The sequence below is a fragment of the Pseudomonas sp. TH10 genome (assembly GCF_016651255.1).
Lineage (GTDB): Bacteria > Pseudomonadota > Gammaproteobacteria > Pseudomonadales > Pseudomonadaceae > Aquipseudomonas.
Window position 1 is genome coordinate 1 of record NZ_JAEKEG010000167.1, and the last position, 24469, is coordinate 24469.

Annotated in this window: 24 protein-coding genes and 1 pseudogene; 11 read left to right on the forward strand and 14 right to left on the reverse strand. The window is 59.3% G+C overall.

Annotated features, from left to right (window positions below; all coding sequences use genetic code 11):
• Positions 1-179 precede the first annotated feature (179 nt).
• Positions 180-623 carry a YkgJ family cysteine cluster protein gene (locus tag JFT80_RS21845; protein ID WP_201149359.1) on the forward strand — a complete coding sequence of 148 codons (444 nt, stop codon included), beginning with the start codon at positions 180-182 and terminating at the stop codon, positions 621-623.
• 203 nt (positions 624-826) lie between these two features.
• Here JFT80_RS21845 and typA read toward each other — a convergent pair whose 3' ends face one another.
• On the reverse strand, positions 827-2647 hold the full coding sequence (typA, locus tag JFT80_RS21850; RefSeq protein WP_064117050.1) for a translational GTPase TypA: 1821 nt from the start codon (positions 2645-2647) through the stop codon (positions 827-829).
• A 139-nt stretch (positions 2648-2786) separates the two neighbouring features.
• Positions 2787-4240, reverse strand: a pseudogene (gene thiI / locus JFT80_RS21855) (tRNA uracil 4-sulfurtransferase ThiI).
• A 330-nt stretch (positions 4241-4570) separates the two neighbouring features.
• Here thiI and glnA point away from each other — a divergent pair.
• The 3 genes from glnA (at position 4571) to JFT80_RS21870 (ending at position 7336) form a co-directional block, all read left to right on the forward strand.
• Positions 4571-5977, forward strand: coding sequence for a type I glutamate--ammonia ligase (gene glnA / locus JFT80_RS21860; RefSeq protein ID WP_201149360.1), 1407 nt, complete (start codon positions 4571-4573; stop codon positions 5975-5977).
• Between the two features lie 232 nt (positions 5978-6209).
• Positions 6210-6719: a DUF4124 domain-containing protein gene (locus JFT80_RS21865; protein WP_201149362.1), complete on the forward strand. Its 510-nt coding sequence runs from the start codon at positions 6210-6212 to the stop codon at positions 6717-6719.
• A complete protein-coding gene (locus tag JFT80_RS21870; protein ID WP_307833120.1) occupies positions 6716-7336 on the forward strand; it encodes a DUF4124 domain-containing protein in 621 nt (206 codons plus the stop codon). Before JFT80_RS21865 ends, JFT80_RS21870 begins: the two co-directional genes overlap by 4 nt.
• A gap of 3 nt (positions 7337-7339) precedes the next feature.
• Here the strand turns inward: JFT80_RS21870 and JFT80_RS21875 are convergent, their stop codons facing one another.
• Positions 7340-7573, reverse strand: coding sequence for a hypothetical protein (locus JFT80_RS21875; protein WP_201149366.1), 234 nt, complete (start codon positions 7571-7573; stop codon positions 7340-7342).
• On the opposite strand from JFT80_RS21875, the gene glnL reads away from it, so the two are divergent.
• Positions 7566-8651, forward strand: coding sequence for a nitrogen regulation protein NR(II) (glnL, locus tag JFT80_RS21880; RefSeq protein WP_201149368.1), 1086 nt, complete (start codon positions 7566-7568; stop codon positions 8649-8651). The two genes, JFT80_RS21875 and glnL, sit on opposite strands and share 8 nt — an antisense overlap.
• On the forward strand, positions 8648-10084 hold the full coding sequence (gene ntrC / locus JFT80_RS21885; protein ID WP_201149370.1) for a nitrogen regulation protein NR(I): 1437 nt from the start codon (positions 8648-8650) through the stop codon (positions 10082-10084). Before glnL ends, ntrC begins: the two co-directional genes overlap by 4 nt.
• Before the next feature lie 628 nt (positions 10085-10712).
• On the opposite strand, the gene JFT80_RS21890 is transcribed toward ntrC, so the two are convergent.
• The gene (locus tag JFT80_RS21890; protein WP_201149372.1) at positions 10713-11153 is read right to left on the reverse strand and encodes a hypothetical protein; all 441 of its coding nucleotides are present in this window, start codon (positions 11151-11153) and stop codon (positions 10713-10715) included.
• On the opposite strand from JFT80_RS21890, the gene trmL reads away from it, so the two are divergent.
• A complete protein-coding gene (trmL, locus tag JFT80_RS21895; RefSeq protein WP_201149374.1) occupies positions 11152-11607 on the forward strand; it encodes a tRNA (uridine(34)/cytosine(34)/5-carboxymethylaminomethyluridine(34)-2'-O)-methyltransferase TrmL in 456 nt (151 codons plus the stop codon). The two genes, JFT80_RS21890 and trmL, sit on opposite strands and share 2 nt — an antisense overlap.
• Positions 11608-11714: 107 nt before the next feature.
• Here the strand turns inward: trmL and secB are convergent, their stop codons facing one another.
• From secB to JFT80_RS21910, 3 genes are read right to left on the reverse strand one after another with little or no spacing between them, the layout of a single operon-like run.
• Positions 11715-12200, reverse strand: a complete 486-nt coding sequence (gene secB / locus JFT80_RS21900) for a protein-export chaperone SecB (RefSeq protein ID WP_201149376.1) — start codon at positions 12198-12200, stop codon at positions 11715-11717.
• Between the two features lie 57 nt (positions 12201-12257).
• Positions 12258-12512 carry a glutaredoxin 3 gene (grxC, locus tag JFT80_RS21905; protein ID WP_201149378.1) on the reverse strand — a complete coding sequence of 85 codons (255 nt, stop codon included), beginning with the start codon at positions 12510-12512 and terminating at the stop codon, positions 12258-12260.
• Positions 12513-12926 carry a rhodanese-like domain-containing protein gene (locus JFT80_RS21910; RefSeq protein ID WP_102354619.1) on the reverse strand — a complete coding sequence of 138 codons (414 nt, stop codon included), beginning with the start codon at positions 12924-12926 and terminating at the stop codon, positions 12513-12515.
• A gap of 153 nt (positions 12927-13079) precedes the next feature.
• Between JFT80_RS21910 and gpmI the strand changes: the two genes are divergently transcribed.
• The 4 genes from gpmI to JFT80_RS21930 all read left to right on the forward strand — a co-directional run bounded on the left by gpmI (position 13080) and on the right by JFT80_RS21930 (position 18279).
• Positions 13080-14609 carry a 2,3-bisphosphoglycerate-independent phosphoglycerate mutase gene (gene gpmI / locus JFT80_RS21915; RefSeq protein ID WP_201149379.1) on the forward strand — a complete coding sequence of 510 codons (1530 nt, stop codon included), beginning with the start codon at positions 13080-13082 and terminating at the stop codon, positions 14607-14609.
• A gap of 251 nt (positions 14610-14860) precedes the next feature.
• The gene (locus JFT80_RS21920; protein ID WP_201149380.1) at positions 14861-16147 is read left to right on the forward strand and encodes a murein hydrolase activator EnvC; all 1287 of its coding nucleotides are present in this window, start codon (positions 14861-14863) and stop codon (positions 16145-16147) included.
• A gap of 34 nt (positions 16148-16181) precedes the next feature.
• Complete coding sequence (locus JFT80_RS21925) at positions 16182-17501, forward strand: S41 family peptidase (RefSeq protein ID WP_201149381.1); 1320 nt, start codon at positions 16182-16184, stop codon at positions 17499-17501.
• Between the two features lies 1 nt (position 17502).
• Positions 17503-18279 (forward strand): divergent polysaccharide deacetylase family protein, encoded by a 777-nt coding sequence (locus tag JFT80_RS21930; RefSeq protein ID WP_201149382.1) that lies wholly within the window; start codon positions 17503-17505, stop codon positions 18277-18279.
• Positions 18280-18437: 158 nt separating this feature from the next.
• On the opposite strand, the gene JFT80_RS21935 is transcribed toward JFT80_RS21930, so the two are convergent.
• The 7 genes from JFT80_RS21935 to JFT80_RS21965 all read right to left on the reverse strand — a co-directional run bounded on the left by JFT80_RS21935 (position 18438) and on the right by JFT80_RS21965 (position 24254).
• Positions 18438-19193: an ABC transporter substrate-binding protein gene (locus tag JFT80_RS21935; RefSeq protein WP_201149383.1), complete on the reverse strand. Its 756-nt coding sequence runs from the start codon at positions 19191-19193 to the stop codon at positions 18438-18440.
• 73 nt (positions 19194-19266) lie between these two features.
• Complete coding sequence (hisF, locus tag JFT80_RS21940; protein WP_007909211.1) at positions 19267-20037, reverse strand: imidazole glycerol phosphate synthase subunit HisF; 771 nt, start codon at positions 20035-20037, stop codon at positions 19267-19269.
• A 9-nt stretch (positions 20038-20046) separates the two neighbouring features.
• Positions 20047-20784 carry a 1-(5-phosphoribosyl)-5-[(5-phosphoribosylamino)methylideneamino]imidazole-4-carboxamide isomerase gene (gene hisA, locus JFT80_RS21945; protein ID WP_201149384.1) on the reverse strand — a complete coding sequence of 246 codons (738 nt, stop codon included), beginning with the start codon at positions 20782-20784 and terminating at the stop codon, positions 20047-20049.
• A 42-nt stretch (positions 20785-20826) separates the two neighbouring features.
• On the reverse strand, positions 20827-21087 hold the full coding sequence (locus JFT80_RS21950; protein ID WP_095190078.1) for a DUF2164 domain-containing protein: 261 nt from the start codon (positions 21085-21087) through the stop codon (positions 20827-20829).
• Positions 21088-21726, reverse strand: coding sequence for an imidazole glycerol phosphate synthase subunit HisH (hisH, locus tag JFT80_RS21955; RefSeq protein WP_075947168.1), 639 nt, complete (start codon positions 21724-21726; stop codon positions 21088-21090).
• Entirely contained in the window at positions 21726-22319 is a 594-nt protein-coding gene (hisB, locus tag JFT80_RS21960; protein ID WP_042557195.1) for an imidazoleglycerol-phosphate dehydratase HisB, read from the reverse strand. The genes hisH and hisB overlap by 1 nt, the downstream gene beginning before the upstream one ends.
• 270 nt (positions 22320-22589) lie before the next feature.
• Positions 22590-24254 (reverse strand): OFA family MFS transporter, encoded by a 1665-nt coding sequence (locus JFT80_RS21965; protein WP_201149385.1) that lies wholly within the window; start codon positions 24252-24254, stop codon positions 22590-22592.
• Positions 24255-24469 lie beyond the last annotated feature (215 nt).

A 24469-nucleotide genomic window follows, 5' to 3' on the forward strand; every position in this document is an offset into this window, starting at 1 on the left:
TCCCGTTAGTGCGAGATAGGTCGACATTACCTTGTCGTATGCCGGAAAGAATGCAGGGCCCGTGCCGGATTAACGAAGCCGATGAGCCGCGCAGGAAAAAACTGGCGAAAGGTTGTTCAAAAATCCACCAGTCCCGGTATGATCGCGCGCCCTGATGCACACACGCCTGGTAACTCCCGATGATGAAGCCCAACCTGATTGCCGCCGCCGAGATCGATCGTCTCGATACGTGGGCAAAATATTCAGCCCCGATGTGCGGCTCCTGCGTGTCCAGCTGCTGCACGCTGCCGGTTGAAGTGAAGATCAAGGATCTGGTGCGCATCGGTGTGGTCGACGAGTTCGAACTGGGCGACCCGCCGAAAAACATCGCCAAGCGTCTGCAAAAGGAAGGCCTGGTCGAACGCTTCAATCAGAAATCGGGGATCTTTACCCTGCAGCGCATGAGCAACAACGATTGCTACTACCTGGATCGTAAGAGCCGCCTGTGCACCATTTATGACAAGCGCCCGGATACCTGCCGCAATCACCCGAAAATCGGCCCGCGGCCGGGTTATTGCGCGTACAAGCCGAAGGAAGTGGTGCGCGAGACCAGCAGCTCGCGGCGTACCCTTGAGAAGTTCTGATCCAGAATCTCGCTGACTGACCGGGCCTCATCGCTGGCAAGCCAGCTCCCACAGATAGTGCGCTGATTTGAAATAGCGCAGAACCCTGTGGGAGCTGGCTTGCCAGCGATAGCATCGGCCCTGACAACACCGAAATCCCAGACAAACAAAAACGCCCCCGGTCTCTCGACCGGGGGCGTTTTCATTCAGCCGGAACTAATGACTCAGTTCTTGGCTTTCTTGGCAGCGCGGGTACGCTCGCTTTCGTCCAGGATCTTCTTGCGAAGACGGATGGACTTAGGAGTAACTTCGCACAGCTCGTCTTCCTGGATGTATTCCAGAGCCTGTTCCAGAGTGAACTTCACTGGTGGAACCAGAGCGATGGTTTCGTCTTTACCCGAAGCACGCATGTTGTCGAGCTTCTTGCCCTTGGTAGGGTTAACGCCCAGGTCGTTGTCACGGCTGTTCTGACCAACGATTTGACCGTTGTAGATCTCTTGACCGTGTTCTACGAACAGCTTGCCACGAGCCTGCAGGGTTTCCAGCGAGTAGGTCAGTGCCTTGCCGGTTTCAACCGAAACCAGAACGCCGTTCTGACGGCCGGACATGTGGCCCGACTTGACGGTGTCGTAGCGATCGAAGATCGAGGTCAGGATGCCAGCACCGTTGGTCAGGGTCAGGAACTGGTTACGGAAACCAATCAGACCACGAGCAGGGATGTTGTATTCCAGACGAACACGGCCCTTACCATCCGGAACCATGTTGCTCAGGTCGCCCTTACGCAGACCCATCTCTTCCATGACCTTGCCCTGAGCTTCTTCAGGGATGTCGATGGTCACGTTTTCGAACGGTTCTTGCTTGACGCCGTCAACTTCACGAATGATTACTTCAGGACGGCCCAGGGCCAGCTCGAAGCCTTCGCGACGCATGGTTTCGATCAGTACCGAGAGGTGCAGCTCACCACGGCCGGAAACCTTGAACTTGTCAGCGGTGTCGCCTTCTTCAACGCGCAGAGCAACGTTGTAGAGCAGCTCTTTGTCCAGACGGTCCTTGATGTTACGGGACGTCACGAACTTGCCTTCTTTACCGCAGAAAGGCGAGTCGTTTACCTGGAAGGTCATCGAAACGGTTGGCTCGTCAACGGTCAGAGGCTTCATCGCCTCGACAGTGTCCGGGTGGCACAGGGTGTCGGAGATGAACAGCGAGTCCATACCGCTGATGCAAACGATATCGCCTGCTGCAGCTTCTTCAACGTCAACGCGGTGCAGACCGTGGTGACCCATCAGCTTCAGGATACGGCCGTTACGGCGCTTGCCGTCGGCACCGATCGCCACAACCGGAGTGTTCGGCTTGACGCGACCACGAGCGATACGGCCAACGCCGATAACACCCAGGAAGCTGTTGTAGTCCAGAGCGGAGATCTGCATCTGGAACGCGCCATCACGGTCAACGGCCGGAGGCGGAACATGGTCGACTACCGCTTGGTACAGCGGGGTCATGTCTTCAGCCATGGCGGTGTGATCCAGACCGGCAATGCCGTTCAGGGCCGAGGCGTAAACAACCTGGAAGTCCAGTTGTTCTTCGGTAGCACCGAGGTTGTCGAACAGGTCGAAGATCTGGTCCAGAACCCAGTCCGGACGCGCGCCTGGACGGTCAACCTTGTTGATTACCACGATCGGACGCAGGCCGGCTTCGAAAGCCTTCTTGGTCACGAAACGGGTTTGCGGCATAGGGCCGTCTTGAGCGTCAACCAGCAGCAGAACGGAGTCAACCATCGACATTACGCGTTCAACTTCGCCGCCGAAGTCGGCGTGGCCCGGGGTGTCCACGATGTTGATGTGGTAGCCGTTCCAGTTGATGGCGGTGTTTTTCGCCAGAATGGTAATACCGCGCTCTTTTTCCTGGTCGTTGGAGTCCATCACGCGCTCGTCGTTGAGCTCGTTGCGCTCCAGAGTGCCGGATTGACGCAGGAGTTTGTCTACCAGGGTGGTTTTACCATGGTCAACGTGGGCAATGATGGCGATGTTGCGTAGATTTTCGATCACTTGTGTATCTCGATCAGAGGATTCGGTTTGCTGACAAGTCTTGGCAGCGATTAGCAGTAGTGTCCGGCATGGCCGTTACAGCTTGACGGCGGTGTCGGGGGGCCGGTGACGCAGGCCACAGGCAAACAGCCCCGGGCACTTAGCTCGGTCGATAAACGCGCACATTGGCATGCCCCTCACTGAGCAAATGGTGAGCATGCAGGCGACTCATCACGCCTTTGTCGCAATACAGCAGGTACTGGCGAGTCGGATCCAGCTCCTTGAAACGAGCGTTCACTGCGTAGAACGGCATCGTCTGTACTTCTACGCCAGCGAGTTCCAGCGGCTCATCCTCGGCGGCATCCGGGTGACGGATGTCGATCACGATCTGGCCGGCCAGTGCTTCGCTGACTTCTTCAATCTGTACGTCCTGGCCCAGTTCGTCGATCACTCGATCGATCGGCACCAGTTTGGCGTTTTCGAGCGCTCGCTCGAGCACCGCCATGTCGAATTCTTTCTCTTCGTGTTCAACGCGCCCGCGTTTGGCGGCGGTCTTCGGATTGACCGAGATAACGCCGCAGTACTCCGGCATGTGCCGGGCGAAATCGGCGGTGCCGATCTCGTTGGCCGTGTCGATGATGTCCTGCTTGTGCGCGACGATCAGCGGCCGCAGGACCAGTTTGTCAGTCACGCAGTCGATCACCGACAGGTTCGGCAGCGTCTGGCTCGACACCTGGGAGACCGCTTCGCCAGTGACCAGAGCCTCGATTTGCAAGCGGTCGGCGATGTTGGACGCAGCGCGCAACATCATACGCTTCAAAACTACGCCCATATGACTGTTATCGACTTTCCCGAGAATTTCTCCCAGTACTTCCTCGAACGGTACACTGACAAATAACACGCGTTGGGAGCTGCCGTACTTCTTCCAGATGAAGTGCGCGACCTCCATCACCCCCAATTCATGGGCCCGCCCGCCCAGGTTGAAGAAGCAGAAATGGCTCATCAGCCCGCGGCGCATGATCTGGTAGGCGGCCACCGTTGAATCGAAGCCACCGGACATCAGCACAAGCGTCTGCTCCAGGGCACCCAGCGGATAACCGCCGATGCTGTTGTGCTGGTTGTGGATCACGAACAACCGTTTGTCGCGAATTTCGATACGAACTTCGATTTGCGGCTCTTTCAGAGAGATTCCGGCGGCGCCGCACTGACGACGCAGCTGGCTGCCGACGTATTTCTCGACATCCATGGAGCTGAATTCATGCTTGCCGGCGCGCTTGCAGCGCACCGAAAAATCTTCCCGGCCAGGGCATCACCGAAGTGCAGCTTGCACTTGGCGACGATGTCGTCGAAGTCGCCCAGCGGATACTCGTCGATCTGCAGAAAGTGCGCGATGCCCGGCATGCAGGTCAGGCGCTCACCCATCTCTTTCAAGGCTTTGGGGTCGGTAACGCGGGTTTCCAGCTCGAGATTGTCCCACACACCGTTCACCACCACGGCCGGGTCCAGGTCGCGGAGCACGGTGCGGATGTTCTTGGCCAACTGGCGGATGAATTTCGTCCGGACAGGTCGGCTTTTGATGGTGATCTCGGGGAAGACTTTTACGATTAGTTTCATGAAAACAGCGCGCGCTGGGCCAGCCGAAAAAGGGGGCGCGGATTATAGCGGAAATTGCTCAAGGTTTAACCAGTTAATATGCAGAACCTTTGTCGCGCACCAAAACGGGTCATTTGTGTGAAAATGCGCCACATAAAGGGGCGAGTTTTGCCGTTTATGAACGCCATACATCTATATAAGCGTGAAATTGGGGCAAAAAACCCATGCTGGGGCACTGGCATGCAATTTGCTCCCTTGTGAGGCAGGTTGCCTTGGCAGAGTATCTGCGCCGGCATCACCAAAATTCCAAGGGCTATCCACTACCAAGCCCGAAGCCACCCGGAGGACACTATGTCGAAGTCGGTTCAACTCATCAAAGATCATGACGTCAAGTGGATTGATCTGCGCTTCACGGACACCAAAGGCACTCAGCACCACGTGACCATGCCGGCTCGCGATGCGCTGGATGACGACTTCTTCGAAGTCGGCAAAATGTTCGACGGTTCCTCCATCGCTGGCTGGAAAGGCATCGAAGCCTCCGACATGATCCTGCTGCCGGACGACGACACTGCCGTTCTCGACCCGTTCACCGAAGACGCCACCCTGATCCTGGTGTGCGACATCATCGAACCTTCGAGCATGCAAGGCTACGACCGCGACCCACGTGCGATCGCCAAGCGCGCCGAAGAGCACCTGAAAGCCACCGGTATCGGTGACACTGTGTTCGCCGGTCCAGAGCCAGAATTCTTCATCTTCGACTCGGTTAAATTCAAGTCGGACATCTCCGGCTCGATGTTCAAGATCTACTCCGAGCAAGGTTCGTGGATGTCCGACCAGGACATCGAAGGCGGCAACAAAGGTCACCGTCCAGGCGTCAAAGGTGGCTACTTCCCGGTTCCGCCGTTCGACCACGACCACGAAATCCGTACCTCCATGTGCAACGCACTGGAAGAAATGGGCCTGACCGTCGAAGTTCACCACCACGAAGTGGCAACTGCCGGCCAGAACGAAATCGGCGTCAAGTTCAACACCCTGGTGAAGAAAGCCGACGAAACCCAAACCCTGAAGTACGTTGTACACAACGTTGCTGACGCCTACGGCCGCACCGCGACCTTCATGCCGAAGCCACTGTACGGCGACAACGGTTCGGGCATGCACGTACACATGTCGATCTGGAAAGACGGCAAGAACACCTTCGCAGGTGAAGGCTATGCCGGCCTGTCCGATACCGCTCTGTACTTCATCGGCGGCATCATCAAGCACGGTAAGGCCCTGAACGGCTTCACCAACCCGGCGACCAACTCCTACAAGCGTCTGGTGCCAGGCTTCGAAGCCCCGGTAATGCTGGCCTACTCGGCTCGCAACCGTTCCGCTTCGATCCGTATTCCTTACGTGTCGAGCCCGAAAGCCCGCCGTATCGAAGCACGCTTCCCGGATCCGGCTGCCAACCCGTACCTGGGCTTCGCAGCTCTGCTGATGGCCGGTCTGGACGGTATCCAGAACAAGATCCACCCAGGCGACGCTGCTGACAAAAACCTGTACGACCTGCCGCCTGAAGAGGCGAAAGAGATCCCACAAGTTTGCGGCAGCCTGAAAGAAGCCTTGGAAGAGCTGGACAAGGGCCGCGCGTTCCTGACCAAGGGCGGCGTGTTCTCCGACGACTTCATCGACGCTTACATCGCGCTGAAATCCGAAGAAGAAATCAAGGTTCGCACCTTCGTACACCCACTGGAATACGAGCTGTACTACAGCTGCTGATCCGGTAGCGCCAGCACTCGCGGCGTGACAAAAAGAGGCCTCCTTCGGGAGGCCTTTTTTATGCGTACAAGATCAAAAGATCGCAGCCTTCGGCAGCGCCCACAGGCGCGTAGGAGCTGCCGAAGGCTGCGATCTTTGCTCCTGCTTTTTCATACCGAAATATTAACGAGTTGGGTCAAGCGCCAGCCCTGACCTATGCTGCAACCCATCGCTTTCGTTTCTGGTCGATTTCATGGGTCGCACCTTTTCATACATCCTGCTGGTGATCGCCCTGCCCGCCGCCGCGCAGATCTACAAGTACACCGACGCCAACGGCAACACGGTGTACAGCGATCACTCGCCGGACGGGGTCAAGGCGCAGCCGGTGGAGTTGCCGCCGCTAAACAGCGTCGAATCACAACCACCTGCTGCGCCGCCTGTTGACGCCGTCACTGACGAACAGCCGCGCAGCGCATACGAAGTGCTGGAATTGACCAACCTGCCCACCAGCGAAGCGTTACGCGCCAATAACGGCACCTTCACCGTGAACGTGTTGATCAAACCACGCCTGCAGGGCCCGCATCTGTTCCGGCTGCTGCTGGATGACCAGCCCTACGGCCAGCCTGGCAACGTGCCAGTCCTGCAGTTGGTAAACATCGATCGTGGCACCCACAGCCTCGCGGTACAGGTGATCAGCGGGGAAAACGTCGTGCAGCAAAGCCCGACCGTGACCTTCACCGTGCAGCGAGTCCACAAGCCTTGAAAGGGTGGCTGTTGGCCGGACTGCTGATTGCGCTGCCCGCGTCGGCAGAAATATTTACCTACGTCGATGCCCAGGGCAATCGGGTCTTCACCGATCAGCCCGGCTCCGGCAACGCGAAGCGCGTACCGCTGGTGCCGGGTAATCGCATGTCCGCCAATCCGGGCAACGCCAAACCGGCGACACCCAGACAACAAGCCGCAGCGCCCTCCCTTTTTCGCTACGACCTGCTGAGGGTGCTGGTACCCGAACCTGACGCCACGCTGCGCAGCAGCGCCGGTGAACTGATCGTCAGTGTGACCAGCGAGCCCGGCCTGCAACGGGGTCACCGGTACCGCCTGCTGCTGGACGGCAAACCCACCGCCGAACCCGGCCTCAGCCCGGTTTTTGCCCTGACCAACGTCGATCGCGGCAGTCACAACCTGTCCGTTGAAATCCTCGACCAGCAAGGACGCACCGTAGAGCGCACCGCCAACCAGCCCTTTCATATGCTGCGAATTTCCCTTGCCCAGAAACGCCAGGTCAAACCCTGCGCCCTTACCGACTTCGGCCAGCGCCCGGAGTGCCCGCTCAAGGACAAACCCGAAGAGGAGAAAAATCCCTTTCTGAAGTTCTTTTAGCCCTCAGCCTGCTTGCGCACTATATTGGTGCGCGCAGAGGCGCAGTACCCACTTCTCATCCCATTTTGGTTCGAAACTACCCGTCGAAGCTGGCAAAACGCCACGCAAAAGAGCGTCAAACGCCTGTTTCAGGCGATCGACGCTTCTTTTCAGAGCCTTGGTTTGTTTTTTGCATTTTCCAGTCACAAACGCTTTTTCTTGCGCACGCCCTGCTCCAAAAGAGGTCCTGATGACCATTAGCGACGCAATCCACCGTTTGCTGCTCGACAACCTGACCACCGCCACCATTCTGCTCGACGCACAACTGCGCCTGGAGTACATGAACCCGGCGGCAGAAATGCTCCTGGCAATCAGCGGGCAGCGCAGTCACGGGCAATTCATCAGTGAATTGTTCACCGAGTCCACCGAAGCGCTGAATTCCCTGCGCCAAGCGGTAGAACAAGCGCACCCGTTCACCAAGCGCGAAGCGATGCTCACCGCCCTCACCGGCCAGACCCTGACCGTGGATTACGCTGTGACGCCGATTCTCAGCAACGGCGCGACCATGCTTCTGCTGGAAGTCCACCCGCGCGACCGCTTGCTGCGGATCACCAAGGAAGAGGCGCAAATTTCCAAGCAGGAAACCAGCAAGATGCTGGTGCGCGGCCTCGCCCATGAGATCAAGAACCCGCTCGGCGGCATCCGTGGCGCGGCGCAGTTGCTGGCCCGCGAACTGCCGGAAGACAGCCTGCGCGACTACACCAACGTGATCATTGAAGAGGCCGACCGTCTGCGCAACCTGGTCGATCGCATGCTCGGTTCGAACAAACTGCCGTCGCTGGCGATGTGCAATATTCACGAAGTGCTCGAACGCGTCTGCCATTTGGTCGAAGCCGAAAGCCAGGGTTGCATCACCTTGGTGCGCGATTACGACCCGAGTATTCCCGACGTACTGATCGACCGTGAGCAAATGATTCAGGCGGTGTTGAACATCGTGCGCAATGCGATGCAGGCGATCAGCAGCCAGAACGAGTTGCGCCTGGGCCGCATCAGCCTGCGCACCCGCGCCATGCGCCAGTTCACCATCGGCCATATCCGCCATCGTCTGGTGACCAAGATCGAGATCATCGACAACGGCCCGGGGATCCCCGCGGAACTTCAGGAAACCATTTTCTTTCCCATGGTCAGCGGCCGTCCGGACGGTACCGGGCTGGGCCTGGCCATTACCCAGAACATCATCAGCCAGCACCAGGGCCTGATCGAGTGTGACAGCCATCCAGGCCACACCACGTTCTCGATCTTTCTGCCACTGGAACAAGGAGCCACATCGACATGAGCCGTAGTGAAACCGTCTGGATCGTCGATGACGACCGTTCTATCCGTTGGGTTCTGGAAAAGGCCTTGCAGCAGGAAGGCATGACCACGCAGAGCTTCGACAGCGCGGATGGCGTGATGAGTCGCCTGGCCCGTCAGCAGCCGGATGTGATCATTTCCGACATCCGTATGCCGGGTGCCAGTGGCCTGGATCTGTTGGCGCGGATTCGCGAGCAGCACCCACGGCTGCCAGTGATCATCATGACCGCTCACTCCGATCTGGACAGCGCTGTCGCGTCCTATCAGGGCGGCGCGTTCGAGTACCTGCCAAAACCGTTCGACGTCGACGAAGCCGTATCGCTGGTCAAGCGGGCGAACCAGCACGCCCAGGAGCAGCAAGGTCTTGAAGTCGTTCCGACCCTGACCCGCACTCCGGAAATCATCGGTGAAGCGCCGGCGATGCAGGAAGTGTTTCGCGCCATCGGACGCTTGAGCCACTCCAACATCACCGTGCTGATCAACGGCGAATCCGGCACCGGTAAAGAACTGGTCGCCCACGCCCTGCACCGCCACAGCCCACGCGCGGCTTCGCCGTTCATCGCGCTGAACATGGCGGCGATCCCCAAGGATCTGATGGAATCCGAGCTGTTCGGCCATGAGAAAGGCGCGTTCACCGGTGCAGCAAACCTGCGTCGCGGGCGCTTTGAGCAGGCTGACGGCGGCACACTGTTCCTCGACGAAATCGGCGACATGCCGGCGGACACGCAAACCCGTTTGCTGCGCGTTCTGGCCGACGGCGAGTTCTATCGTGTTGGCGGGCATGTGCCGGTCAAGGTGGATGTGCGCATCATCGCGGCGACTCACCAGAACCTGGAAACCCTGGTGCACGCGGGTAAATTCCGCGAAGACTTGTTCCACCGCCTCAACGTCATCCGCATCCACATTCCACGACTGTCGGACCGCCGCGAAGACATCCCGACCCTGGCCAAGCACTTCCTCAGCCGCGCCGCGCAGGAACTGGCAGTGGAGCCCAAGCTGCTCAAGAGCGAGACCGAGGAGTACCTGAAGAACCTGCCGTGGGGCGGCAACGTGCGTCAGCTGGAGAACACCTGCCGCTGGATTACGGTGATGGCTTCCGGTCGCGAAGTGCACATCAGCGACCTGCCGCCAGAACTGCTGAACCTGCCGCAGGACTCGGCACCGGTGACCAACTGGGAGCAGGCGCTGCGCCAGTGGGCAGACCAGGCACTGGCCCGAGGCCAGTCGAGCTTGCTCGACAGCGCAGTGCCGGCGTTTGAGCGGATCATGATCGAGACGGCGCTCAAGCACACGGCTGGGCGTCGACGTGATGCGGCGGTGTTGTTGGGTTGGGGGCGTAATACCCTGACTCGCAAGATCAAGGAATTGGGGATGAAGGTTGATGGTGGGGATGATGATGAGGGGGAAGAGGGCTAAGTACCCTGTAAATCATCGTCGCTGCATAGATCCATTCGCGGGCAAGCCCGCTCCCACAGAGAACCCGGTGTTTTCACGATTGCGTGAACAACACTGGCCCCTGTGGGAGCGGGCTTGCCCGCGATGCTTTTGGCCCCACCGTGCACCGACTGAATGCACCGTGAACCGCAATCGCGCACGAATGCTGATTTAGAACCCCGCCTGCTTTCGCAATCGAACCCTGACCGAAAAAACACGAAAGCCCCGAATTCCGGGGCTTCCGCGTTTCTGAGCGGTTTTTTTGTTTCATCAGATTAAAAACTGGCACGCCCCCTGCAATACCTCTTTCAGGTGATTCGATTCACCACCCGTTTCGGGGACCTTGGTACAGGCAGGCCGGGGATTCCCCTCTTTACACCGGGCTCACACCGCACAAGCGACGAGCCCAAACAGTTTTGGGGCCCTTGATACAGGCAGGTCAGGGGTTCCTTCTTTACACCGGGCTTTCGTCGCCATGCGCGAGCCCTGCCGTTTTGGGATCCTTGGTACAGGCAGGCCGGGGGTTCCCTCTTTACACCGGACCGACGCGTCACGCGAAGTCCACGCCGTTTTGGGAACCCTGATACAGGCAGGTCAGGGATTCCCGCTTTTATTGCTCGCGCAGATGAATCTCCAGCCGCCAGCGGTCATCGACCTCGCTGCCGGCCCAGTCGCCCTGCAGCGGCCGCGCCGCCAGCACCGTCAGCAACAACCCACCATCACTCAAACGCACTCGCCAGTTCACGCTTTTATCATTGAGCTTGAGCTGCCCTTTCTGCGCCTTGCCTTCGGCCGCGAATAGCAGCGCAAGGCTGCCGTCGACGATCTCGCCATGGGTCTTGGGTTCGTTGCTGAACCACACCACCAATCCGTCACTCGTCACCTCGACCTGTTGCAGCACGGTCGGGTCCGGCGTGGTCAGGCGGCCGATCATCAAACCGATCATCAAGCCGACAATCGCCAGCGAACCGATCACGCGCGGGAATAGTTTCGAACGGTTGTCCACAGGCGGCGTAGAATGCCGCTCATCTTTACCTTCGGAGCCGTGCATGTTTCACGTCATCCTTTTTCAACCAGAAATTCCGCCGAACACCGGCAACGTTATCAGGCTGTGCGCCAACAGTGGCTGCCACCTGCATTTGATCGAACCGCTGGGTTTCGAGATGGACGACAAGCGTCTGCGCAGGGCGGGCCTCGACTACCACGAGTATGCCACCCTGCAACGTCACGCGGATCTCGCCAGCTGCCTGGAAAGCCTCGGTCACCCGCGCCTGTTCGCCTTCACCACCAAGGGCTCGCGACCGTTCCACGATGCCAGCTTCGCCGAGGGCGATGCGTTCATGTTCGGTCCGGAAAGCCGTGGCCTGCCGCCAGAAGTACTGGACGCTCTTGCGGCCGAACAGCGCCTGCGCCTGCCGATGCGCGAAGGCTGCCGCAGCCTGAACCTGTCCAACACCGTCGCAGTCGCGGTGTATGAAGCCTGGCGCCAGAACGACTTCAAGTAACCCGAAGATTATTTTCGCCTGACAGAAACAATCGCGGGCAAGCCCGCTCCCACAGGTTTTGCTCAATCCTGTGGGAGCGGGCTTGCCCGCGATTGCAGCAGCGCCGCTTATTGAACGGTTGGCGTCTCGCCGCTTTCCTGCATGCGCTGCAGTTCTTGCGCGTACAGGGCGTCGAAGTTCACCGGGGCCAGCATCAGCGCCGGGAACGAGCCACGGGTGACCAGGCTGTCCAGGGTCTCGCGAGCATACGGGAACAGGATGTTCGGGCAGAACGCACCCAGCGTGTGGCTCATCGAAGCCGCATCCAGGTTCTTGATCAGGAAGATACCGGCCTGTTGCACTTCAGCGATGAAGGCCACTTCGTCACCGTTTTTCACGGTCACGGACAGGGTCAGTACGACTTCGTAGAAATCGCCTTCGAGTTCTTTCTGGCGAGTGTTCAGATCCAGACCAACGGTCGGATCCCACTGCTGACGGAAGATCGCCGGGCTTTTCGGGGCTTCGAAGGACAGGTCGCGAACGTAGATGCGCTGCAAGGAGAATTGCGGTGCGGTGTCTTCTTCGCTGGCTGCAGTGTTCTGTTGGTCAGTCATCTCAGATCCTTTCTGATCTTGGGTCTTTTAGGGAGTGCTGTACGTGGGTGCAGCCGTTCAGGCCTTGAGCAGCGCGTCGAGCTTGCCGGCGCGCTCCAGGGCAAATAAATCGTCACAACCGCCGACGTGCTGGCTGCCGATCCAGATCTGCGGCACGGACGTGCGCCCCGCTTTCTGGGCCATGGCGGCACGCACCTGCGGCTTGCCATCGACCTTGATCTCTTCGAAGGCCACACCTTTGTTCGCGAGCAGTTGCTTGGCTCGCATGCAATAAGGGCAGTAATCGCTGGAGTAGACGATGACTTCGCTCATTTATTTCACCAGCGGCAGGTTGTCGCCTTTCCAGCTGGAGATCCCGCCGGACAGCTTGGCGGCGGTGAAGCCGGATTTCATCAGTTCGCGGGCGTGGGTGCCAGCAGTCTGGCCCAATGCGTCGACCAGAATGATGGTCTTGGCCTTGTGTTTTTCCAGCTCGCCGATACGCGCAGCAAGTTTGTCCTGGGGAATGTTCACGGCGCCAACGATGTGGCCGGCGGCGAAATCCTTCGCTGGGCGGATGTCCACCACCACGCCTGCTTCTTTGTTGACCAGCGCGGTCAGTTCGCCGGTGCTCAGGCTTTTACCGCCGCCCTGCATCGTGTGCGCCAGCAGCAGAGCCAGCAGTACGACGAAGATACCGACAAGAATGTAGTGGTTAGTGGCAAATTCAATCAGGTGAGCAACCATCGAAGGAGGTTCCAGGGCGTTAAAATGTCGGCCAGTATACACAGCCACTATGGTCGGCCAAACCCCGTCCGGCGGTGACGCGGTCGGAACTTAGCTTTAAACTCCAACTCCCTTTTCCATCGCCCTCTTCTTTATTAGCCACGAGTGGATTCCATGACTACCACGCCTAAACCTTTGGTTCTGATGATTCTCGACGGCTTCGGTCACAGTGACAGCCACGAGTCCAATGCCGTTTATGCGGCAAACAAGCCTGTACTGGATCGCCTTTGCGCCACCGTGCCGAACGGCTTGATCTCGGGCAGCGGCATGGACGTCGGCCTGCCGGACGGGCAGATGGGCAACTCCGAAGTCGGCCACATGAACCTCGGCGCCGGTCGCGTGGTGTATCAGGATTTCACCCGCGTGACCAAGTCGATCCGCGACGGTGAGTTCTTCGAGAACCCGACCATATGCGCCGCTGTGGATAAGGCCGTGGCCGCCGGCAAAGCCGTGCACTTCATGGGCCTGCTGTCCGATGGCGGCGTGCACAGCCACCAGGATCACCTGATTGCCATGGCCGAACTGGCGTTCAAGCGCGGCGCCGAAAAAATCTACCTGCACGCCTTCCTCGACGGTCGCGATACGCCACCGAAAAGTGCTGCATCGTCGATCGAACTGCTCGACGCGACCTTCCAGGCGCTCGGCAAGGGCCGCATTGCCAGCATCATCGGTCGCTACTTCGCCATGGACCGCGACAATCGCTGGGACCGCGTAGCCCAGGCTTACAACCTGATCGTCGATGGCAACGGCGAGTTCAATGCCGCCACCGCCCAGGAAGGCCTGCAAGCCGCCTACGACCGTGGCGAGAGCGACGAATTCGTCAAGGCCACCTCCATCGGTGAGCCGGTCAAGGTCGAAGACGGCGATGCCGTGGTGTTCATGAACTTCCGCGCCGACCGCGCCCGGGAACTGACCCGAGTGTTCGTCGAGGACGATTTCAAGGAATTTGCCCGCGCCCGCCAGCCGAAACTGTCCGGTTTTGTCATGCTGACCCAATATGCCGCCAGCATTCCTGCCCCATCGGCTTTCGCCGCAGGCAGCCTGGACAACGTACTGGGCGATTACCTGGCGAAAAACGGCAAGACCCAGCTGCGCATCGCCGAAACCGAGAAATATGCTCACGTGACCTTCTTCTTCTCCGGCGGGCGCGAAGAACCGTTCCCGGGCGAAGAGCGCATCCTGATCCCGTCGCCCAAAGTCGCCACCTACGACCTGCAGCCGGAAATGAGCGCACCGGAAGTCACAGACCGGATCGTCGACGCCATTGAAAACCAGCGTTATGACGTGATCGTGGTCAACTACGCCAACGGCGACATGGTCGGCCATAGCGGCGTATTCGATGCAGCAGTCAAGGCGGTTGAGTGCCTGGACCTGTGCGTGGGCCGAATCGTGGACGCGCTGGAAAAAGTGGGCGGCGAAGCGCTGATCACCGCCGACCACGGCAACGTCGAGAAAATGGCCGATGAAGAAACCCACCAGGCGCACACCGCGCACACCACCGAGCCAGTGCCGTTCATTTATGTCGGCAAGCGCGACCTCAAGGTGCGTGAAGGCGGCGTGCTGGCGGACGTGGCACCGACCATGCTGAAACTGCTGGGCCTGGAAAAACCGACGGAAATGACCGGCACCTCGATTCTGGTGTAATTCGCCCGATCAAACACCGTAAACCCTGTGGGAGCTGGCTTGCCAGCGATAGCAATCTGACAGCCAACAACTATGTTGAATGAGCAGACGCCATCGCTGGCAAGCCAGCTCCCACAGTGGTTTATGGAGTTTTCGAAATGGAATTCGCTGTATTGCTTGGTCCAGTTATCACACAGGCCCAATTGGGCGTTTTTTTTGCAGCCTCGGGCGGGCATACTAGGCCGTCCCTTACCCTGGTGCCGCCCGCCTCTATGCTCCGCGTCCTGATCGCCCTCGCTCTGACCTGCCTGCTCCAACCGGCCTTCGCTGACGAGCGCGCGCAAACCCAACAGCAGTTGGACGCCACGCGTCAGGACATTGCCGAGCTGAAAAAACTGCTGGGCAAGGTCCAGGAAGAAAAATCCGGCGTGCAGAAGGAGCTCAAGGGCACCGAGACCGAGCTGGGCAAGCTACAGAAACAGGTCGACGCCCTGCAGAAAGAACTGCAGAAAAGCGAATCCGAGCTGCAGCGACTCGATGCAGAGAAAAAAAAACTCCAGAGCGCGCGCACTGAACAGCAGCGATTGATCGCCATTCAGGCCCGTGCGGCCTATCAGAACGGTCGGCAGGAATATCTCAAACTGCTGCTCAACCAGCAGAACCCGGAAAGATTCGCCCGCACCCTCACCTATTACGACTACCTGAGCCAGGCCCGCCTGGAGCAGTTGAAAAACTTCAACGAAACCTTGCGCCAGCTGGCCAATGTCGAAAAAGACATCGACATGCAGCAGGCTCAATTGCTGGTGCAGAAAAGCACGCTCGATAGCCAACGCGACGAACTGGAAAATGTCCGCAAGGAACGCCAGCAAGTCCTCGCCAAGCTCAACGATGACGTGAAAGCCCGCGACCAGAAACTGGCCGCGCGCGAGCAGGATCAGGCAGACCTGTCTAAAGTCCTTAAAACCATTGAAGAAACCCTGGCCCGTCAGGCCCGTGAGGCAGAAGAAGCGCGGCAGAAAGCGCTGATCGCCCAGCAGGAAGCGGAAAAAAAGCGTTTACGTGAGGCGCAGGCTGAAAACAGCGACGCCCCACGCAAACCAGCCAGATCAACACCCGGCGCGCTGGTTTCCAGCAGCGGCGAGACCTTCGGTGGCCCTTTTGCTGCAACGCGGGGAAAACTTCCTTGGCCGGTTGATGGTCGACTGCTGGCACGCTTCGGCGAAAGCCGTGGCGACGACGCCCGCACCAAGTGGGATGGCGTGATGATCAGCGCCTCCGCCGGCAGCCAGGTGCATGCCGTACACGGTGGTCGCGTCGTCTTCGCCGACTGGTTGCGTGGTGCCGGGCTGCTGGTGATCCTTGATCACGGCAACGGTTTTCTGAGTCTTTACGGTCACAACCAGACGCTGCTCAAGTCGGCCGGTGACGTGGTAAAAGCCGGTGAGTCGATCTCCACTGTCGGTAATAGTGGCGGTCAGGACACACCAGCGCTGTATTTCGCAATTCGTCAGCAGGGTCACCCGAGTGATCCGGCGCAATGGTGCCACGCGCAAGGATAGGCGTTGAGTCACCAATTTTAGGAGTTCGTTCGACATGCTGCATTTGTCCCGTCTTACCTCGCTGGCCCTGACGATCGCCCTGGTGATCGGCGCGCCTCTGGCGTTTGCCGCTCAACCGGCCCCGGCCGTCGCTCCGGCAGGCACTGCCGCGACCTCCAAGGCCCCGCTGCCACTGGATGAGTTGCGCACCTTTGCCGAGGTCATGGACCGGATCAAAGCGGCCTACGTCGAACCGGTGGACGACAAGACCCTGCTGGAAAACGCGATCAAGGGCATGCTCAGCAACCTCGATCCGCACTCGGCTTACCTCGGCCCTGAAGATTTCACCGAGTTGCAGGAAAGCACCAGCGGCGAATTCGGCGGCCTGGGCATTGAAGTCGGCTCCGAAGACGGCTTTATCAAAGTCGTCTCGCCAATCGATGACACGCCAGCATCGAAGGCCGGCATTCAGGCTGGCGACTTCATCGTCAAGATCAACGGTCAGCCAACGCGTGGCCAGACCATGACCGAAGCTGTCGACAAGATGCGCGGCAAGATCGGCCAGAAAATCACCCTGACTTTGGTACGTGACGGCGGCACGCCATTCGACGTGACCCTCGCCCGCGCGGTGATTCAGGTGAAGAGCGTGAAAGCGCAGCTGCTTGAATCGGGCTACGGCTACATCCGCATCACCCAGTTCCAGGTCAAGACCGGCGAAGAGGTCTCCAAGGCCCTGGCGAAGATGCGCAAGGACAACGGCAAGAAGCTCAACGGCATCATTCTCGACCTGCGCAACAACCCGGGCGGCGTGTTGCAGGCAGCGGTGGAAGTGGTCGACCACTTCATCACCAAAGGCCTGATCGTTTACACCAAGGGCCGCATCGCCAACTCCGAACTGCGCTTCTCGGCCACCGGCAAAGACGAAAGCGAAGCGGTGCCGATGGTCGTGCTGATCAACGGTGGCAGCGCCTCGGCCTCGGAGATTGTCGCCGGCGCCTTGCAGGATCAGAAACGCGCCGTGGTCATGGGCACTACCAGTTTCGGCAAGGGCTCGGTGCAAACCGTGCTGCCACTTAATAACGACCGCGCCCTGAAGATCACCACGGCGCTGTACTTCACGCCGAATGGCCGCTCGATTCAGGCTCAGGGCATCGTCCCGGACATCGAAGTGCGCAAGGCGAAGATCACCAACGAAGCCGACGGCGATTACTTCAAGGAAGCCGATCTGCAAGGTCACCTGGGCAACGGCAATGGCGGCGAAGACAAGCCGACCGGCTCCGGCGGCAAAGCCAAGGCGATGCCGCAGGATGATGATTACCAGCTGGCCCAGGCGCTCAGCCTGCTCAAGGGTTTGAGCATCACCTCTGGCCGCTGAGATGTGCGTGCGGTTGCTGCTCGCCCTGTTGTGCTGCCTGGCGGGTGTTGCTCACGCGACGCCCGCCGCCGCCACGGCGCACAAGGCCTACATCAGCCTGATCATTGACGACCTGGGGCAGAACCTGCCCCGGGATCGCCGCGTGCTCGCGCTGCCTGGTCCGGTGACCACGGCAATCATGCCCGACACCCCGCACGCCACCGAGTTTGCCCGCGAAGCCCATCGCGCGGGCAAGATCGTCATCCTGCACATGCCCATGGACCCGGCCACCGGGCCTTATGCGTGGCACCCCGAACTGCCCATCGAAGAACTCGAAAAACGCCTGAACGCCGCGTTCAAAATGGTTCCTTACACCGCTGGCATCAATAACCACATGGGCAGCCGCATGACCGCGCAACCGGTGGCGATGGCGTGGTTGATGGGTGAGTTGCAGCGCCGACACAAATTCTTTGTCGACAGCCGCACCAGCGCGCAGACCGTCGCTGCGCAACAGGCGCAGAAGATCGATCTGGCGAGTGTTTCGCGGGATGTGTTTCTCGATGACGAGCGTACTGAGGCGGCAATCTACACGCAGCTACAGACGGCAATCAGCCTGGCGCACAAGCAGGGTTCGGCGGTGATGATCGGCCATCCGTATCCGCAGACGCTGGCGGTGCTGGAGCGAGAATTGCCGAAGCTGAAGGCCCAAGGGATTGAGTGGATTGATATTCGGCAGATGATCAGTGTGCGCAGTAACAAAGCCACTGCGGCACATGGGAAGGATGGCGTTTATCGCTAAAAGATCGCAGCCTTCGGCAGCTCCTACACGTCGGGGCGTTCGGCAACTCCTACACGTGGGTGCGTTCGGCAACTCCTTCACGTGGGTGCGTTCGGCCGCACCTGCAGGGTGGTGCGTTCGGCGTAGGAGCTGCCGAAGGCTGCGATCTTTCGATTTACCTAGAGATAGCGCGCCATGATCTCATCCACCACGCCTTCCTTGCGCAACTGATCCAGCGCGGCCTGCAGTTTGGCAACGGTGGTATCCGGCACGTCTTTGTTCAGCGCCAGATACAGCTCGGCGCTGTTAAATCGCAACACCGTCTTCAGCCCCGTCACGCCATCCTGCCGCGCCAGATAGCGCCCGGCCGGATCGCCCGTGGCCCATAGATCAATCTGGCCACTGACGAGTTTCTTGGCGTTGTCCTGATCACGCAACACCACCACCGGCTTCAAGCCTTGCTTGGTCAGCGTCTCGGCAATCGCATCGCCCTTGTAGGCGCCGATCTTGTATTTGCGCGCATCGTTGAGAGTTTCGAGGGTGATCTTGCTGTCGGCCTTGGCCAACATGATCCAGTCGTCCGGGCCGATCGGCCCGACCCATTTGAAGAGTTTTTCGCGATCCGGCAGGCGCGCCATCACGAAGGCCCCGTAGCCGGGATTTTCCAGCGCAAGTTTGTAGACGCGCTCCCATGGGAAACGCAGGGTCAGGCTATAGGTAATGCCGGCGCGCTGGAACATCTCACGGACGATATCGGTGGCGATGCCGTTGATGTTCTCACCCTGGGCGAAGTTCTTGCCGTTCTTCGCCATGTTGTACGGCGGGAAGTTTTCGGTGAGGAGCACCAGATCGGTGTCAGGACTGTTTTCGGCCCGGGCGTTGTTGATGAGCAACAACGAGGCACTGGCGAGAACAAGAAGCAGGCGTTTGATCATGTCGGGCTACCGAAATCCATGGCGTGCCCAAGAGTGCCTTGGGTACGCCATGCTGTCCACTGGCCTGTACGGTTTAGCGCATCACGATGCCGCGTTTGGCCATGTAAGCCTTGGCTTCCTGCACGGTGTATTCGCCGAAGTGGAAAATACTCGCCGCCAATACCGCGCTGGCGTGGCCTTCGAGAATGCCGTCGGCCAGATGCTGCAGGTTGCCGACACCGCCGGACGCGATCACCGGAATGCCCAGCGCATCGCTGATGGCGCGGGTCACGCCGAGGTCGAAACCGTTTTTCATGCCGTCCTGGTCCATGCTGGTCAACAGGATTTCACCGGCGCCCAGGCCTTCCATCTTCTTCGCCCACTCCACCGCGTCGAGGCCGGTTGGCTTGCGCCCGCCGTGGGTGAAGATCTCCCAGCGCGGGGTTTCGCCCGGGCCGGAGACTTTCTTCGCGTCAATGGCGACAACGATGCACTGCGAACCAAAATGCTGGGCAGCTTCGCCGACAAATTCCGGGTTGAACACGGCTGCGGTATTGATCGAGACCTTGTCCGCGCCGGCATTGAGCAAGTTGCGAATGTCCTGCACGGTACGCACGCCGCCGCCTACGGTCAGCGGAATAAACACCTGGCTGGCCATGCGCTCGACGGTATGCAGCGTGGTATCGCGGCCATCAACGCTGGCGGTGATGTCGAGAAAAGTAATCTCGTCGGCACCCTGCTCGTCATAGCGACGGGCGATTTCCACCGGGTCACCGGCGTCGCGGATGTTCTCGAACTTCACGCCTTTGACGACCCGACCGTTGTCCACGTCCAGGCAAGGGATGATGCGTTTGGCCAGCGCCATGGTCAGTCCTCAGCCTTTGTACGAATCGCAGAAAGCTTGCGCTTCGGCGACGTCGAGGGTGCCTTCGTAGATCGCTCGGCCGGTGATGGCGCCGATGATGCCCGGCGCTTTGGCGTCGAGCAGCGACTTGATGTCACCGAGATTGTGGATACCGCCGGAAGCGATCACCGGAATCTTGGTCGCAGCGGCCAGCGCAGCGGTAAACGGTACATTGCAGCCCTGCATCATGCCGTCTTTGGCGATGTCGGTATAAACGATCGAGGACACGCCGTCGGCTTCGAATTGCTTGGCCAGGTCGATGACGTTCACGGTGCTGATCTCAGCCCAGCCATCGGTGGCGACAAAACCGTCTTTGGCATCCAGACCGACGATGATCTTGCCCGGGAACGCACGGCACGCTTCAGCGACGAATGCCGGATCTTTCACGGCTTTGGTGCCGATGATCACGTAGCTGACGCCAGCCTTGACGTAGTGCTCGATGGTTTCCAGCGAGCGGATGCCGCCACCGATCTGGATCGGCAGGTTCGGGTAGCGTTTGGCAATCGCCGTAACCACTTCACCGTTAACCGGCTGACCTTCAAAAGCACCGTTCAGATCGACCAGATGCAGACGACGGCAACCGCCCTCCACCCACTTGGCAGCCATGCTCACCGGGTCATCGGAGAACACTGTGGAATCTTCCATGCGGCCCTGGCGCAGACGTACGCAGGCACCGTCTTTAAGATCGATAGCGGGAATAATCAGCATCTGGCAAACCTTCAAATTCGATTGTTCAGCTTCGCTCGGAAATCAGTTTTTTTCGAGCGCCCACAGGTCGCTTTCGATGCTTTCAAACCGCTCCTTGAGGTGGGTCTGCACATCGAAAATCGCCCTGTTGTAATAGTGCGGAGCAATTTCGCGGGTAAACAGCTCAAGAATCTCCGCCGCCTCGAACGACCCGAGGTCGAGTTCGAAACGATCTTCCATGAAGCGTTTGATCTTGTGATTGGCCTCGCTCTCCTGCTCGGGAGTGAGGGTCAGGATCGGCGGCTTGGACTTCTTGGCGGCCATTTACCAGCGACCATCCCACGCGGCGAAGTTCTGCAGCAATTGCAGGCCATGGGTATGGCTCTTCTCCGGGTGGAACTGCACGGCAAAGCGCGAGCCATCAGCCAGCGCCGCAGCGAAATCGACGCCGTAATGACCGCCACCCACCACTTGCCGCGCGTTGGCAGCCGCAATGTAGTAGCTGTGCACGAAGTAGAAACGCGCCATGTCCGGGATGTCATGCCACAGCGGGTGGCTGACCTTCTGCTGCACCTCGTTCCAGCCCATGTGCGGGACTTTCAGGTGCTCGCCGTCTTCATGCAGATCTTTGCCGAAAAACTTCACCGCGCCCGGAAACAGGCCGATGCAGTCGACGCCGTCGTTCTCTTCGCTGGTGTCGAGCAAGGCTTGCATGCCAACACAGATGCCGAGGAACGGACGATCCTGACTGACTTCACGCACCAGCGAGTCGAAACCGAGGCGACGGATCTCCGCCATGCAATCGCGAATCGCGCCGACGCCGGGGAACACCACGCGGTCGGCTTCGCGAATCACATTGGCATCGCTGGTGATCAGCACTTTGCCGGCACCGACATGCTCGAGGGCCTTGGCCACCGAGTGCAGGTTGCCCATGCCGTAGTCGATAACTGCAACCGTCTGCATTACAGAACGCCTTTGGTCGACGGCATTTGCCCGGCCATGCGTTCATCCAGCTCCACAGCCATGCGCAGCGCGCGGCCGAAAGCCTTGAACACGGTTTCGATCTGGTGGTGAGTGTTGGTGCCGCGCAGGTTGTCGATGTGCATGCTGACAAGCGCATGGTTGACGAAGCCCTGGAAGAATTCCTGGAACAGGTCAACGTCGAAGCCGCCCACGGTAGCGCGGGTGTAAGGCACGTGCATCTGCAGGCCTGGACGACCGGAGAAGTCGATCACTACGCGCGACAGCGCTTCATCGAGCGGCACGTAGGCGTGGCCGTAGCGACGGATGCCCTTTTTGTCGCCGATGGCTTTGGCAAACGCCTGGCCGAGGGTGATACCGACGTCTTCCACCGTATGGTGGTCGTCGATATGCAGATCGCCCTTGCATTCAATATCCAGGTCGATCAACCCGTGACGGGCGATCTGATCCAGCATGTGCTCAAGAAAAGGAACACCGATATCGAATCGGGCCTTTCCGGTGCCATCAAGGTTGATCGAGGCTTTGATCTGGGTTTCCAGAGTGTCGCGCTCGACAGAAGCCTTACGTTCGGCCATCACCAGCTCCGCAAAATCATTGGGCGAAAAAGGCAGCCATTATAGGCACGCGGGGCCGAAACAGAAACACGAGAGGTGATATCCCTGACAGACAGAAGCCCCGGTTGTCGCGGGTAGACATGTGCATACAAGCCATTACAGGCAACGTAAAAACAAATGTGGGAGCGAGCCTGCTCGCGAATGCGGTGGGCCAGCCAACATTTATGTCGACTGACATTCCGTCTTCGCGAGCAGGCTCGCTCCCACAGGGAACTGCGTTTTACCCATTACTTAGTGAAACAGTACCGCCGTTTTCTGCAAGGTCACCCACACACCCCACGCCAACGGAATACCCACCACCAGCCACGCAGCAATCGCCAATGGCTTGCTGCCCGGCGCGGCTTTCCACTCCAGCACGGTGGTTGCATCAGCACCTTTGTCGTGGCCCAGCGCCTGTTCGGCAGCCAGTTCGGCGTCGGTCATGAAGTACTTGTCGGCCACCGGGCGTACCAGCATGTTGCACAGGAAGCCCAGCACCAGCAGACCGGCGAGGATGTACAGCGTGATGTCGTAAGCCGCGGCGCGTTCCACGCCGATGCTCAACTGATACTCACGCAGGTAGTTCACCAGTACCGGACCGAGCACACCGGCCGCAGCCCAGGCAGTCAGCAGACGACCGTGGATCGCGCCGACCATCTGCGTACCGAACAGGTCAGCCAGATACGCCGGAACAGTGGCGAAACCGCCGCCGTACATCGACAGAATGATGCAGAACGCCGCCACGAACAGCGCAACGTTGCCCAAATGGCCGAGGTTCGGGATCAGCGCGTACAGGGCAAAACCCAGGGCGAAGAACACAAAATAAGTGTTTTTGCGGCCCAGATAGTCCGAGAACGATGCCCAGAAGAAGCGGCCACCGATGTTGAACAGGCTCAGCAGTCCGGTAAACCCGGCCGCAATCGCGGCAATCGAAGCCAGTTGGCCGGCGTCCAGTTGACCGAACGGCAGATCCACACCGATCAATTTACCGCCAAAGACTTCCTGCAACAGCGGCGACGCCATGCCCAGAATGCCGATACCCGCCGATACGTTCAGGCACAGGACCAGCCACACCAGACGGAATTGCGGGGTTTTCCACGCAACGTTCACGTGCACGTGACGGTGAGTGATCATCGAGTTCGAAGCTTTTTTCGCCGGCGCAGTCCAGCCTTCAGGCTTCCAGCCAGTTGGCGGTACGCGATACGACAGGGCGCCGCCGATCATGAACACGAAGTAGATCGCGGCCATCACCAGGAAGCTCTGCCATACGCCGACGCTGGTTGGCGAAGCGAAGTGGCCCATCAGCGCTGCGGCCAACGGCGCACCGACCATCGCGCCGCCACCGAAGCCCATGATCGCCATTCCGGTGGCCATGCCGCGTTTGTCCGGGAACCACTTGATCAGGGTCGACACCGGCGAGATATAGCCCAGGCCCAGACCGATACCGCCGATCACGCCGGAGCCGATCCACATCAGCCAGATTTGGTGGGTATAAATCCCCAACGCCGAAATCAGCAGACCACCGCACCAGCAAAGTGCCGATACAACGCCAGCCTTGCGTGGCCCGGCGTGTTCCAGCCAGCCACCCCAGATCGCTGCCGAGCAGCCGAGGAAGATGAAGAACAGGGTGTAGATCCAGCCGAGCATCGAGATCGGCCAGTCGCATTGCGAAGAGAAGACTTGTGCGATGAAGCTCATGTCCGGTGCGCAGGCCACTGGCGCGGTGATGCCCAGTGCCTTCGACAACGGCAACCAGAACACCGAAAAACCGTAGGCCATGCCGATGCACAAGTGAATGGCCAATGCGGCCGGTGGCACCAGCCAGCGGTTGAAACCGGGCTTGGCGATGATGCGTTCCTTGGACAGGAACGCAGGCTGGTCGGCTTTGAGACCGTCCGCCGTAATGCTCGTGCTCATTGTGTATCCCCCAATTATTAGTATGGTTCGCCAGCCACTGTTCACCCTCGGCCTTATGCACGCAGGCATGACCGTTTTTTAAGGTGAAGCTCCTTGAAGGCGCGACGTTAAGTCGCAGAAGGACGGACGAACCGGCAAAGGTTACCATTTGCAGGTGACAGAAAAACCAAACTGATATCACCTTTTTCATGTCATCTGATCTCCTCCCTGCTGGA